Origin of the sequence: Hyphomonas sp. CY54-11-8 (assembly GCF_000682735.1) — a bacterium.
Lineage (GTDB): Bacteria > Pseudomonadota > Alphaproteobacteria > Caulobacterales > Hyphomonadaceae > Hyphomonas.
Window position 1 is genome coordinate 60,475 of sequence record NZ_AWFD01000023.1, and the last position, 12,025, is coordinate 72,499.

13 protein-coding genes and 1 tRNA gene are annotated in these 12,025 nt (G+C 63.1%); 9 read left to right on the forward strand and 5 right to left on the reverse strand.

Translation table 11 applies throughout. The features are described 5' to 3' along the window. The 3 genes from HY17_RS11505 to HY17_RS11515 all read right to left on the reverse strand — a co-directional run bounded on the left by HY17_RS11505 (nucleotide 1) and on the right by HY17_RS11515 (nucleotide 2,693). Complete coding sequence (locus HY17_RS11505) at nucleotides 1-1,047, reverse strand: SO2930 family diheme c-type cytochrome (RefSeq protein ID WP_034766673.1); 1,047 nt, start codon at nucleotides 1,045-1,047, stop codon at nucleotides 1-3. 2 nt (nucleotides 1,048-1,049) lie between these two features. Next, nucleotides 1,050-2,303, reverse strand: coding sequence for a parallel beta-helix domain-containing protein (locus HY17_RS11510; RefSeq protein WP_034766674.1), 1,254 nt, complete (start codon nucleotides 2,301-2,303; stop codon nucleotides 1,050-1,052). Nucleotides 2,304-2,453: 150 nt separating this feature from the next. Continuing rightward, nucleotides 2,454-2,693, reverse strand: coding sequence for a DUF1150 family protein (locus tag HY17_RS11515; RefSeq protein WP_034766675.1), 240 nt, complete (start codon nucleotides 2,691-2,693; stop codon nucleotides 2,454-2,456). Nucleotides 2,694-2,921: 228 nt separating this feature from the next. Here HY17_RS11515 and HY17_RS11520 point away from each other — a divergent pair, with 228 nt between their 5' ends. Beyond that, on the forward strand, nucleotides 2,922-3,572 hold the full coding sequence (locus tag HY17_RS11520) for a LysE family translocator (protein WP_034766677.1): 651 nt from the start codon (nucleotides 2,922-2,924) through the stop codon (nucleotides 3,570-3,572). A 27-nt stretch (nucleotides 3,573-3,599) separates the two neighbouring features. On the opposite strand, the gene HY17_RS11525 is transcribed toward HY17_RS11520, so the two are convergent. Then, a tRNA-Ala gene (locus HY17_RS11525) sits at nucleotides 3,600-3,675 on the reverse strand. Between the two features lie 47 nt (nucleotides 3,676-3,722). Further along, complete coding sequence (locus HY17_RS11530; protein WP_034766678.1) at nucleotides 3,723-4,238, reverse strand: FYDLN acid domain-containing protein; 516 nt, start codon at nucleotides 4,236-4,238, stop codon at nucleotides 3,723-3,725. A 113-nt stretch (nucleotides 4,239-4,351) separates the two neighbouring features. On the opposite strand from HY17_RS11530, the gene aroA reads away from it, so the two are divergent. The 8 genes from aroA (at nucleotide 4,352) to mscL (ending at nucleotide 12,023) form a co-directional block, all read left to right on the forward strand. Beyond that, nucleotides 4,352-5,674 carry a 3-phosphoshikimate 1-carboxyvinyltransferase gene (aroA, locus tag HY17_RS11535; protein WP_034766679.1) on the forward strand — a complete coding sequence of 441 codons (1,323 nt, stop codon included), beginning with the start codon at nucleotides 4,352-4,354 and terminating at the stop codon, nucleotides 5,672-5,674. Further along, nucleotides 5,674-6,180: a macro domain-containing protein gene (locus HY17_RS11540; RefSeq protein WP_051600023.1), complete on the forward strand. Its 507-nt coding sequence runs from the start codon at nucleotides 5,674-5,676 to the stop codon at nucleotides 6,178-6,180. Before aroA ends, HY17_RS11540 begins: the two co-directional genes overlap by 1 nt. A gap of 55 nt (nucleotides 6,181-6,235) precedes the next feature. Beyond that, nucleotides 6,236-7,318 (forward strand): NADH:flavin oxidoreductase, encoded by a 1,083-nt coding sequence (locus tag HY17_RS11545; protein WP_034766681.1) that lies wholly within the window; start codon nucleotides 6,236-6,238, stop codon nucleotides 7,316-7,318. Nucleotides 7,319-7,359: 41 nt separating this feature from the next. Beyond that, the gene (locus tag HY17_RS11550; protein ID WP_034766682.1) at nucleotides 7,360-8,142 is read left to right on the forward strand and encodes an SDR family NAD(P)-dependent oxidoreductase; all 783 of its coding nucleotides are present in this window, start codon (nucleotides 7,360-7,362) and stop codon (nucleotides 8,140-8,142) included. A gap of 208 nt (nucleotides 8,143-8,350) precedes the next feature. Next, on the forward strand, nucleotides 8,351-8,989 hold the full coding sequence (gene cmk, locus HY17_RS11555; protein ID WP_034766684.1) for a (d)CMP kinase: 639 nt from the start codon (nucleotides 8,351-8,353) through the stop codon (nucleotides 8,987-8,989). A 149-nt stretch (nucleotides 8,990-9,138) separates the two neighbouring features. Next, entirely contained in the window at nucleotides 9,139-11,094 is a 1,956-nt protein-coding gene (gene rpsA, locus HY17_RS11560; protein WP_034767022.1) for a 30S ribosomal protein S1, read from the forward strand. 111 nt (nucleotides 11,095-11,205) lie between these two features. Next, nucleotides 11,206-11,505, forward strand: a complete 300-nt coding sequence (locus HY17_RS11565) for an integration host factor subunit beta (RefSeq protein WP_034766685.1) — start codon at nucleotides 11,206-11,208, stop codon at nucleotides 11,503-11,505. Between the two features lie 104 nt (nucleotides 11,506-11,609). Beyond that, nucleotides 11,610-12,023: a large conductance mechanosensitive channel protein MscL gene (mscL, locus tag HY17_RS11570; protein ID WP_034766686.1), complete on the forward strand. Its 414-nt coding sequence runs from the start codon at nucleotides 11,610-11,612 to the stop codon at nucleotides 12,021-12,023. Nucleotides 12,024-12,025: the final 2 nt, after the last annotated feature.

The window sequence follows — 12,025 nt, forward strand, 5'->3', positions numbered from 1 at the left end:
CTACTCCTCCATCCCCGCGATCCACTTGTTGATCAGGTCGATGCCCACCGGATCAGGCAAGGTCCGCCCTAGTTCGGGCATGGCGATGCCGGGTTCGGTGGAGGCCATGCGGAAGGCGAGGATCGATTCCTCAGGGTGCCCCGGATCGATGACATAGCGCCGGTCGCCGGAGCCTCGTCCCGCCGCCGTCGGATGCTTCTTCAGGCCAAGACGCGTCGGCGAGGTTTCTTCCAGCGTCAGCCACAGGCCGGAATTCGAGGCCGAGCCGTCGGGCTTGTGGCAATGGCCGCAATTGATGTCGAGATAGCCGCGCGCCCGCGCGTCCAGCGGCAGGCTCGCATCCACGGCTGAGGGCGACGCCTTCATGCCCAGCGGAACGCCGTCCAGAATGCCTGCCGCGACCCAGTCAGACAGCTGGTCCACACCGGCCGGGCCCGGATGATCCAAATTGCGCAGCTTTGGTCCGATGGGCCGGATCGCATCACCTGACTGGTGGCAGGTCTTGCACTGGTTCTTGTTCGGCACTTCGTAATGGATTTCCAGCGGCGCGCCCGCCGGACTGATCGTCTGAATCGTGCGCCGGGCGCCGATGGGCGCGTACTTCGCCTCCGTGCCGGCCTCGTTCCAGACATAGGGAAACGCCGCCCAGCCATCCGCCTTGTGGATGATCACCCGTGTCTCGACCTTGTAGGCGCCGTCTTCCGGGCTGCGCATGTCCGGCGCAAAGGCGAACGTCTTGATCAGCGCCGTGCCAACCGGATAGTCCGGAAGGCCCGCGCCCGCTTCTTTCGCCATCTCGCCCGGGGGCACATAAATGAAACGGTGCTTGGCCGCGTCATCGGAGAAGAGCGGATTGATCAGGTCATAGGCCTTCACGCGCTCCGCCGGAATGTTGCCGCCCGCGTCCTCAAAAAATCCGTAGGCGGATAGCAGCGGCGCAGGCTTGTCCGCCAGCACCGCCTCAAGGCTTGGCTCCGAAGGTGTTGCTGCTTGCCCTGCCCCGCAGGCGGCGAGGATCAGGCAAGCGGACAGCAAACCAGGCCGCATGGTTACTTCTGGTCCTGCGGCAGGGCGACGGGCTCACGCTCCGGCACCGGCGTGGAGGCCGGGCGGTCCGTGCTGGGCTGCATCTTCGCCGGGTCGACCGGGTATTCGCCGAGGCCGATATTGATGAAGCCAACCTCCGGCGCCTCGGCGATAACAAGGTTCACGGTCTGGTCTTCCCCGCCATCCCAGCGCGTGACGCCATCGGTCATGATCGCTGGCAGCTGACCGCCGATGGCCGCCGCGATCGGCGCCAGCATGCCCTGCGGATCGTCCAGCCCGCCTTCATACGTGTTGCCGGTGATGGTGATGTCGTTCAGCAGCGGATTATAGTTTTCGTCCGTGAACGGTTCTGTATAGGCCGTCAGCATGACATGGACGCTGCGATTGTCCTTGAACCGGTTGCCGGTGACATAGACATCCGAGTTCGCCATCACGATCAGGCCCGTGCCGCTCGGCACACCCGCCACGATGTTGCCGACGGGGGCGAAGTTCACCGTATTGTTTTCGACGATGTCATTGTCATAGACACGGGTAGAATGCCCGCCCATGACGGGCAGGTCCGGCAGGTCAAAAACGAGGATGCCGCCCGCATTGTGGCGCGCGATATTTCCGTACACGTCCGCATAGGAGGAGTTCTCGATCTCGATCCCGGCAACATTGTATTCGGCGACCGAGTCCCGGACGATAATGTTCTGCGACTGGCCGACATAGATGCCGGCATCGGAGGCGCCGCGCACGGTGCAGTTCTGCACCAGCACGTCGGTCGACTCGACCGGGTAGATGCCATAGGCGCCGTTCGTCTCATCCGGCTCGCCGGACCATTCGACTGTCAGGTACTGATAGGTGATCCTGTCGGAATCCTTGGATTTGATGCCGTCGCCCTTGGTGTCGCGGATGCCAAAATCTGTCAGCACGACATCGTCGGCGGTCACCAGCAGGCCCTCGCCCGCGCCGGTCTGGCCGGCAAAGTCGAGGATCGTCTTGCCCTGCCCGGCGCCGGCCAGCGTCACGTCATCCACGTCCAGCGACAGGCCGGTGGTGAACTCGAAGGTCCCTTCCGGCATGACGATGGTCTGACCAGGCTCGGCTTCGATCAGGGCGAGCTGGAGATTTTCGGCAAAGTCGCCTTCTGCCGAGACATGCACGACACCCTCTTCTGCGGGCGCGGCAGTCTCCGGCGCAGGAGCCTCTTTTTTGGAACAGGCGGCTGGCGCCAGGATTGCGGCAGCGGCCACTGCCAGAATGATGGGTCTCATGCCCTTTGTCCTCCCCGGGTCTTAGTTGACGCCAGTGTCAACTTCCGTGGCGGAAATAGCAAGAGCCGCAAAGGAAAGCCCCGCCGGCATCTCTGCGGGCGGGGTATTCATGGTCCATACACGGTCTATATATGGTGTTCTACATGGTCCTCAGTGCACGCTGACCGGGGTCAGGTCGTGCAGCCGGGCAGCGGCAAATGCCGCGTCTCGGCCTTCCACGATGGCCAGTTGCTGGCCGTCGGCAGAGGACACAATGAACAGGTCTTCCGGCCGACCAATCCCTTCAAGGGCATTGGCGGGCACGAGGTCCTGCACTTCGTCTGCACCCAGGTGGCGAATGTAGACGATGGGTTCCGCATCGAAGCGGGGTGTGTTTTCGTCGTTCAACATGTCGGCACTCCTTTCCGTCGTACGACAGATACGGCGAACATGAGGTCCCTTAGGAGGGCACCTTTGGGCACCTTTCGTTCACATTAAAGGTGGGGTTCAATTGTGGCGCTTCAAGTGCCACGATGCGGTGACTTCAAGGCGCATAATCACGGAAAAGTGCTGTCTCTTTTCGCCCTGATATGCTGTGTCTGTTGCACAACGCACTCCACAGCAAGCTTGAGCCCAGACATGCCCGCCGAGATCTTCAGCCTCTACCTGCCGAACTTGTTACTGATCCTGTCCGTTTTCATCGTCGGGGCAGCAAGCCCCGGCCCGGCCACGCTGATGATCATGAACGTCGCCGCCCGCGAAGGCCGGGCAGCGGGCGTGATGCTCTCGCTGGGAATAGTGACCGGATCTGTCTTCTGGGCCTGCGTGGCTGCGCTCGGTTTCGTCGCGGCGCTCAAGACCTCGGTCCTGTTCTTCACGGCGATGAAAATGGCGGGCGGGCTCTACCTGCTGTTCCTGGCATTCAAGGCGTTCCGGTCAGCCAGCCGCAAGACGCCTGCTGATGTACCTGAAGCGGCGCCCATGCCGGTTTCACACGGCACGCAATACCTGCGCGGCCTGCTGCTGCACCTGACCAATCCGAAGGCGCCGCTTGTCTGGATGGCGACCCTGTCCGTCGGCGCGGCATCCACGGCCCCGCCGGCCTTCCTGTTCACGGCCGTGACCGTATGTGCCGTCGCCGGGACGGCCGTGTTTGTCGGCTATGCCTGCCTGTTCTCGACGCGGTCAGCGGTGGCCGCTTATCGCCGGATGCGGCGGCCGTTCGACCTGGTCATCGGCACGCTTTTCGGCGCAGCCGGACTCAAGCTGCTGACGCTGAAATCAGCGTAGGAAAGGGCTGAATTTTCCGGAAGGAAATGGTGGAGCCAAGGGGAGTCGAACCCCTGACCTCTTGCATGCCATGCAAGCGCTCTCCCAACTGAGCTATGGCCCCGGACCGGGAAGAGCGGGGTTTATCCCCCCCTCTTCCGGCTTTCAAGTCTATTTCTCATCTTCCTCGTCATCATCGAGGGTGAGATCGTCGTCATCGTCGGCATCGTCGTCGATTTCGAAATCGTCGTCGTCGTCATCAGGCAGGATGATGTCGTCATCATCATCATCGTCAACGCCGTCTTCGGTGAAGCCGGCCGGGACTTTCTTGCCGGACTCGTCGTCTTCCTCTTCGTCGCTGCCTTCGAGGATCACTTCGTCGTCGTCGCCGAGTTCCTTGGCTTCTTCCTCGTCGTCGCCTTCATCCTCGTCGTCGGAATCGTCGTCGTCGCGGGCGGCCGTGGCCTTCTCGTCTTCCTCGTCGTCATCCTCGTCATCGTCCTCGGCCTTGACCGCAGCGCGGGCAGCCTTGGCCTTCACCTTGGTGATGGTGGTGCGGATGACCTCGTCTTCCGGATCGAATTCCTCACCGCATTTCGGGCACACGGCCGGGCGTTTGTTGAGGTCGTAGAAACGGGCTTCGCAGGATGGGCAAACCTGTTTGGTTCCAAGCTTGTCTTTCGACACGGGCGACACGCCTCCTCGTTGGATTTCTGGATTTTGATCTGGGCGGCGCTTGCCATGAACGTCGCGCGCTGTCAAAGCCCCAATTCACGCAAAAATTCAGCTCGGAATTCTTCATGGTCTGGACCAGCCGTCCCGTCAAATCCCTTAAAGGCGCCGTCCGGGCCCCCGGGGACAAATCCTGCAGCCACCGCGCGCTGATTTTCGGGGGCCTCGCAGAGGGCACCAGTCACTTCACAGGCATGCTGGAAGGCGATGATGTTTTGCGCACCGGGGCGGCCATGTCGGCCCTCGGCGCGGAGGTGAAGCGCCTTGGCGGCGGGGCCTGGGAAGTGACAGGCGTTGGGGCGAAAGGCCTCTGCTCTCCGGCAGGCATCCTCGACTTCGGAAACTCCGGCACGGGCTCGCGCCTGATGATGGGCGTCATGGCGGGGCACGACCTCACCGCGGAACTGACCGGCGACAAGAGTCTCTGCTCCCGCCCGATGAACCGCATCCTGACGCCGCTGCGCCAGATGGGCCTGACCGACACGGCCGGACCGGACGGGCGCCTGCCTTTCTCGCTGACCGGCTCGAAAGACCTGCAGGCGATCACCTACGCCCCGCCGCAGGCCTCCGCGCAGGTGAAGTCCGCCGTGCTACTGGCAGGCCTTTCAGCGAACGGCACGACCGTGGTGGAAGAGGCCAAACCGACCCGCGACCATACCGAGCGCATGCTGCGCGGCTTTGGCGTCGAGGTCGGCGTGGACCGCAAGCCGGGCGAACCCACCCGCATCTCGGTACGCGGCGGCCAGACGCTGCGTGCCATCGAAGCTGCGATTCCGGGCGACCCCTCCTCTGCCGCCTTCCTCGTGGCTGCGGGCATCCTCTCCCCCGCCAGCGACGTCCAGGTCGATGGCGTCATGTCGAACCCGACCCGGTCCGGCTTCTATGATGTTGCAAATCTGATGGGCGCGCATCTCGGTGCCGAAGAAGCCGGTGAAGCCGCAGGCGAACGCCAGATCAACATCGCGTCGGGCTATGCCCACCTCAAAGGCATTCACGTGCCGGAACGCTATGTCGCTGCCATGATCGACGAATTCCCGATCCTCGCTGTTCTCGCCGCTTTTGCCGAAGGCGAGACCATCGTCTCAGGCGCGGAAGAACTGCGCGTGAAGGAGTCGGACCGCATCGATGCCACCGTCGCCATGCTGCGCGCCAATGGCGTCGAGGCGGAAGGGACGCCGGACGGCTTCATCGTGCAGGGCTGCGCCGGCAAAGTGCCCGGCGGCGGCCTCGTCCGGACCCATCACGACCATCGCATCGCCATGAGCGCCCTCATCATGGGCACCGCCGCGCAGAACCCCGTGCGCGTCGACGACATCTCCATGATCGATACATCGTATCCGGACTTCCTGGCCCATATGGCGACGCTTGGCGCGGATATCGCCGACGTCTGATGCCCCGTCTCGTCCTCTATCCAGGCAGCCTGCTCGACATAGAGACCGACGTCATCGTCAATGCCGCCAATTCCAGCCTGATGGGCGGTGGAGGCGTGGACGGCGCGATCCACCGCGCCGCAGGCCCCGCGCTGAAAGAGGCCTGCCGGCCGCTCGCCCCCTGCCCGCCGGGTGAGGTGCGCGTGACCGAAGGCTTCGGCCTCGCCCCGCGCCTGATTTTCCACACGGTCGGCCCGGTCTGGCATGGCGGTCAGAATGGTGAGGCGGACATTCTGGCGAACTGCTACCGCAATTGCCTGACAGAACTTGCGAACCGCGGCCTCAGCCGGATCGTCTTCCCGGCCATCTCGACCGGGGCCTATGGCTATCCGCCCGCGCAGGCCGCCCACATCGCCGTCACCATCTGCGCGCGCCACCCGATGGCCCGCGATGCCGACATCGTCTTTGCCGTGATCGACCAACAAAACCGGGCCGCAATCGGCGCCGCTTTGAACGCGATCCGGTAATCCCCTGCCCCGACGGCAAAATTGACGTCTCCGCTGCCCGCGCCAAAGTGTGGGCATGATAAGTCTTTTCGATCCCCTGACCCTCGCCCATGGCCCGGCCATGAAGAACCGCTTCATGCTGGCGCCGCTCACCAACCTGCAGAGCCATTCCGACGGCACACTCAGTGACGACGAGTTCCGCTGGCTGACCTATCGCGCCGAAGGCGGCTTCGGCCTGACCATGACCTGCGCGGCGCATGTGCAGGCCATCGGCCAGGGCTTTCCCGGCCAGCTCGGCATTTTCGATGACAAGCATCTGCCGGGCCTCTCGCGCCTTGCCGAGGCGCTCAACAAGACCGGCACGCATTCGGTCGTCCAGCTGCACCATGCGGGCATGCGCTCACCCGCCGAACTGCTCGGCGAAGCCCCCGTCTGCCCGTCCGATAATGAAGAATTCGGCGCGCGCGCCATGACAGGCGACGAGGTGAAAGAAGCCTTCGACGCCTTCGTCACCGCGGCCAAACGCGCCGAGAAAGCCGGTTTCCACGGCGTGGAACTGCACGGCGCACATGGCTACCTGATCTGCCAGTTCATCAGCGGTGAGGTGAACCTTCGCGATGACGAGTGGGGCGGCTCCTACGAGAACCGCGTGAAATTTCTGACCGACATGATCGATGCGGTACGCAGCGAGTGCGGCAAGGACTTCTCCCTCGGCGTGCGCCTGTCGCCGGAGCGCTTCGGCATGGACCTCTCCGAGATCCGCCGCCTTGCCGGCGAGGTGATGACAGGCGGCAAGGTCGACTATCTCGACATGTCCCTCTGGGACACTTTCAAGGAACCGCAGGACGAGGCCTATAAAGGCAAGCGTCTGGTCGACTGTTTCACGGACCTGCCGCGCGGCGATTGCCGCCTCGGTGCAGCGGGCAAGCTGACCACAGGCGCGGCCTGCAAGGACGCGATGGAAGCGGGGCTCGACTTCGTCGTCGTCGGGCGCGGCGCCATCCTGCATCATGACTTCCCGGAAAAGCTGAAGGCCGATCCGGACTTCACGCCTATCGCCCTGCCCGTGCCGGAAGCGCACCTTCGCGCCGAAGGGCTGGGCGACGCCTTCCTGACTTACATGAAGACGTGGAAGGGCTTCGTCGCCGAAGACGCCTGACACAAACGCTGACGCAAGAAAGAATAAATCGGAGGAACATCATGCAGATTACGAACGATACCGCCGCCGTTGTGACGGGCGGCGCCTCGGGCCTCGGCCAGGCCACCGCCCGCGCGCTCGCCAAGGCGGGCGCCAAGGTCGCCATTTTCGACATCAATGAAGAAGCCGGCGAAGCCACCGCCAAGGAAATCGGCGGCATCTTCTGCAATGTGAACATCATGGACGAAGACTCCTGCGTGGCCGGATTCGAAAAGGCCCGCGCTGCAAACGGCCAGGAACGCATCACCGTCCACTGCGCCATGGCGGCCAAGGGCGGCAAGACGCTGTCCTGGGACAAGGAAAATGCCCGCTACAAGCGCCTCCCCACGGAAGACTATGCCTTTGGTGCGCAGGGCGTGCTTGTCGCGTCCTATCGGATCGCGTCGCTCTCGGCGCTGGGTATGTCCACCCTGCCGGAGCTGGAAGACGGCGAACGCGGCTGCATCACGCTGACGGCCTCCGTCGCTGCGCAGGACGGCCAGATCGGCCAGGTCGTCTACGGCTCCTGCAAGGCAGGCGTGAACGGCCTCGTCCTGCCCATGGCGCGTGACCTGATGGACATCGGCATCCGCGTGAACTCGATCATGCCGGGCATCTTCGCAACGCCGCTGATGCTGCGCGCACCGGACAAGGTGCTGAACAGCCTCGCCGCTTCGGTGCCCTTCCCCAAGCGCCTCGGCAAGCCGGAGGAATATGCGTCCCTCGCCATGGAGCTGGCCCGGAACACCTATTTCAACGGCCAGTGCATCCGCCTCGACGGCGCTATCCGCATGGCGCCTCGATAATGAATTGCTCGGTGCCGTTCGCGGGCTGAAGCCCGCGGCACCTGCGCCTGCGCGTCGCTTGTGGTGGTGACCAATCTCACGAGCAACGCGAAGGCGCAGCGGCCCCGAACCGGAGGCGAGGGAACAGCCGCGAGCAGCAAGGCCGGAGGCCGCGCAGCTACAAACCCCAGCTTGACTTCGCCCGCGCCTTCACCCACTCCCCGCGGCCATGATTATTGCGATCGACGGCACGACGGCGTCCGGCAAGGGCACGATCTCGAAACGGCTGGCAGGCCACTACGGCCTGCCGCACATGGATACCGGCCGGCTCTACCGGGCGACGGCCGTTGCGGCGCTCAAGAAAGGCGTCGCGCTGGACGATGAACCGCGCCTCGCAGAGGTCGCGGCCTCCCTTGATCTTAATGATTTCGAAGAAGCCGAGCTTCGCACCGCCGAGGCTGGCAAGGCCGCCTCCGTGGTCAGCGCCCTGCCCCGGGTGCGCCAGGCCCTCTACGAGCTGCAGCGCGCGTTCGCCCTGCAGGATGGCGGCGCGCTCCTCGATGGCCGCGATATTGGCACCGTCATCGCCCCGGATGCCGACGTGAAACTCTGGGTCGACGCCGATGTCGAACAACGCGGCTACCGGCGCTGGCGTGAACTTCTCGGCTTTGGCGAGGAGGTTTCCCTCGAACAGGTGATCCAGCAGCTGCGCGAACGCGACCAGCGTGACCAGAATCGCAAGGATGCCCCGGCCGCCATGGCAGCAGATGCGGTCTTGATCGATACCACTGACCTAACTATAGAAGCCGCAGTGGAAAAGGCGCTGGCAGCCGTTGAGGCCGTCCTCGCCCGTGGAAACCGCACCTGAAGGGGCTTTCTCCTGTAAATGCAGGGGGCCTCAAATCCAAACAGGCTGCACCACTGAAGATTTAAAGAGACCACGCTCTCGGGTCGATCCAGCAGGCCGCAATGGTGCGCGCCTGCCTTGAACCGTTCGCCCCGCCTCAGGAACCTTACATGACTGACTCAATGAACCCCTCCACCGACGATTTCGCCTCCATGTTCGAATCGTCGGCTGCGGCGTCGGCAATGCAGGAAGGCCAGGTTGTCCCGGCCACCGTTATCCGCATTGAAAACGATGCTGTACTCGTCGACATCGGCCTGAAGACCGAAGGTCGTATTCCGCTTCGCGAATTCTCGATGGAAGACGACCAGCCGAAATCCGGCGACATCGTCGACGTCTATCTCGACCGTATTGAAAACGCCCTTGGCGACGCCGTCCTGTCCCGTGACAAGGCCCGCCGCGAAGAGCGCTGGATCAAGCTCGAAAAGAGCTTCAACGACAACGAACCTGTCAAAGGTGCGATCTCCGGCCGCGTCAAAGGCGGCTTCACGGTCGACCTCGGCGGCGTCAACGCCTTCCTTCCGGGCTCCCAGGTGGACATCCGCCCGGTCCGCGATGTCGGCCCGCTCATGGGCGAAGTGCAACCGTTCGCCGTTCTCAAACTGGACCGCTCGCGCGGCAACATCGTTGTCTCGCGCCGTGCCATCCTTGAAGAGAGCCGCGCCGAACAGCGTGCGGAAATCGTGTCCGACATGGCCGAAGGCGACGTCCGCAAGGGTATCGTCAAGAACATCACCGACTATGGTGCGTTCGTCGACCTTGGCGGCATCGATGGCCTGCTGCACGTCACCGACATGTCCTATAAGCGCATCAATCACCCGTCGCAGGTGGTTGAAGTCGGCCAGGAAGTCGAAGTCCAGATCATCAAGATCAACCCGGAAACCCAGCGTATCTCGCTCGGCATGAAGCAACTCGGCTCCGATCCGTGGGACGGCATCGATGTGCGTTACCCGGTTGGTGCCCGCCTCAAGGGCGTTGTCACCAACATCACCGACTACGGCGCCTTCGTGGAGCTGGAAGACGGTGTGGAGGGCCTGATCCACGTCTCCGAAATGAGCTGGACCAAGAAAAACGTGCACCCCGGCAAGATCCTGTCGACATCCCAGGAAGTCGATGTGGAAGTGCTGGACGTCGATTCCGAGAAGCGCCGCATCTCACTCGGCCTCAAGCAGACCATGGACAATCCGTGGTCGGCCTTCCTGGCAGAGCATCCGATCGGCACCGAGATCGAAGGCGAAGTCCGTGGCATCACCGAGTTCGGTCTGTTCATCGGCCTCGGCCCGGATCTGGACGGTATGGTCCACATCAACGACATCTCATGGGAACAGTCGGGCGACCAGGCCATCGAAGCCTATAACAAGGGCGACGTGGTCAAGGCGAAAGTGCTCGACGTCGACGTCGACAAGGAGCGTATCTCGCTGGGCATCAAGCAGCTGGCAGGCGATCCGATGGAATCGCTCAACACCGGCGGCGTGAAGCGCGGTGCGACCGTGACCTGCACCGTCACCGAGATCACCTCGGGCGGTATCGAAGTCGAATTCGGCGAACCGGCCATGAAGTCGTTCATCCGCCGCTCCGATCTGTCGCGTGACCGCGCTGATCAGCGTCCGGAACGCTTCGCAGTCGGCGACAAGGTCGACGCCAAAGTGATCCAGGTCGATCGTGGCTCGCGCCGCGTGTCGCTCTCGATCAAGGCACTCGAAATTGCAGAAGAAGCAGAAGCCGTCGCACAGTACGGTTCGGCAGATGCCGGCGCATCGCTGGGAGATATCCTCGGCGCAGCCCTGGCTTCTTCCGGCTCCGCCAAGGAAGACGCCGCTCCGGCAGCAGCTTCCGGCGATGCCGATGCGAACGGCCGCCTGGCCGCTCCGCAGGGCGATGCTGACGATCTGAAACAGATCAAAGGTGTTGGCCCGGCCTTCGAGAAGAAGCTGAACGATGCCGGCGTCTTCCACTTCTGGCAGATCGCTTCCATGACGGACGATCAGCTGGCCGCCCTGGAAGAAGAAGTCGGTACGTCTGGCAAAGGCGCTGACTGGAAAGCCGAGGCTGCAGCCCTTCAGGGCTGAGCCGGTTAAGGCCGGCCCGGTCGGGCCGGCTGGACCCGCTTTCTAAATTTGATGAAATCTTTGCGGCGGGGGCCTAGCGCTCCCGCCGCAAATGCGTTTTATATCAATGGGATGCTGAAGTCAGAACTTATCGCAAAACTCGCTACGGAATATTCGCACCTGCGCCAGGAAGATCTGGAAAAGGTCGTGAATGTTATCCTCGACGAGATCGCCGCCGCGCTCGCCCGCGGTGACCGGGTAGAGCTGCGCGGCTTCGGCGCGTTCTCCGTTCGCCACCGCGATTCCCGCAAGGGGCGCAACCCGCGTACAGGCGAACCCGTGGAAGTTCCGGCAAAGTCCGTCCCCTTCTTCAAGGCCGGCAAGGAATTGCGCGCCCGCGTAAATGGCGGCGAAGACCCCGAGGCCCGATAAGCCATCACAACTCCCGAAATGACGAGCTACCTTGACCGTTTCGCCGAACAATAGGATCACATCCGCAGGTATTTTGGCTTGAAACCTCAGGAGGGGGCACAGAAATGCTTAAGGAATTCAAGGAATTCGCCCTCAAGGGCAATCTGATCGACATGGCCGTCGGCTTTGTCATGGGCGGCGCATTCGCCACGGTTGTGACCGCCTTTATCCAGGGCGTCTTCCTGCCGCTGCTGGCCCCGATCATGGGCGGGATCGACCTGTCTTCCATCACATTCACGATCACGCCGGAAGTTATCGACGAAGCCGGTGAAATCGTAACGCCGGCAGCTGTTGTCGAGCTCGGCAATTTCATCTCCGCGATCATCTCCTTCATCATCGTCGCCTTCGTCATGTTCCTCATCATCAAGGGCATGAACAAAATGAAGAAGGCAGAAGAAGCTGCGCCGCCGCCGGCCCCGCCGCGCCAGGAAGTGCTTCTGGAAGAAATCCGCAACCTGCTGGCAAAACAGTCCAGCTAGGC

Excerpts from the sequence above, each read along its gene's own strand:
- cmk (WP_034766684.1), top strand. The coding sequence starts at position 8,351 with ATGATTATTGCGATCGACGGCACGACGGCGTCCGGCAAGGGCACGATC.
- HY17_RS11545 (WP_034766681.1), top strand. The coding sequence starts at position 6,236 with ATGATAAGTCTTTTCGATCCCCTGACCCTCGCCCATGGCCCGGCCATG.
- mscL (WP_034766686.1), top strand. The coding sequence starts at position 11,610 with ATGCTTAAGGAATTCAAGGAATTCGCCCTCAAGGGCAATCTGATCGAC.
- HY17_RS11510 (WP_034766674.1), bottom strand. The coding sequence starts at position 2,303 with ATGAGACCCATCATTCTGGCAGTGGCCGCTGCCGCAATCCTGGCGCCA.
- rpsA (WP_034767022.1), top strand. The coding sequence starts at position 9,139 with ATGACTGACTCAATGAACCCCTCCACCGACGATTTCGCCTCCATGTTC.
- HY17_RS11515 (WP_034766675.1), bottom strand. The coding sequence starts at position 2,693 with ATGTTGAACGACGAAAACACACCCCGCTTCGATGCGGAACCCATCGTC.
- HY17_RS11565 (WP_034766685.1), top strand. The coding sequence starts at position 11,206 with ATGCTGAAGTCAGAACTTATCGCAAAACTCGCTACGGAATATTCGCAC.
- HY17_RS11550 (WP_034766682.1), top strand. The coding sequence starts at position 7,360 with ATGCAGATTACGAACGATACCGCCGCCGTTGTGACGGGCGGCGCCTCG.
- HY17_RS11540 (WP_051600023.1), top strand. The coding sequence starts at position 5,674 with ATGCCCCGTCTCGTCCTCTATCCAGGCAGCCTGCTCGACATAGAGACC.
- HY17_RS11520 (WP_034766677.1), top strand. The coding sequence starts at position 2,922 with ATGCCCGCCGAGATCTTCAGCCTCTACCTGCCGAACTTGTTACTGATC.
- aroA (WP_034766679.1), top strand. The coding sequence starts at position 4,352 with ATGGTCTGGACCAGCCGTCCCGTCAAATCCCTTAAAGGCGCCGTCCGG.
- HY17_RS11505 (WP_034766673.1), bottom strand. The coding sequence starts at position 1,047 with ATGCGGCCTGGTTTGCTGTCCGCTTGCCTGATCCTCGCCGCCTGCGGG.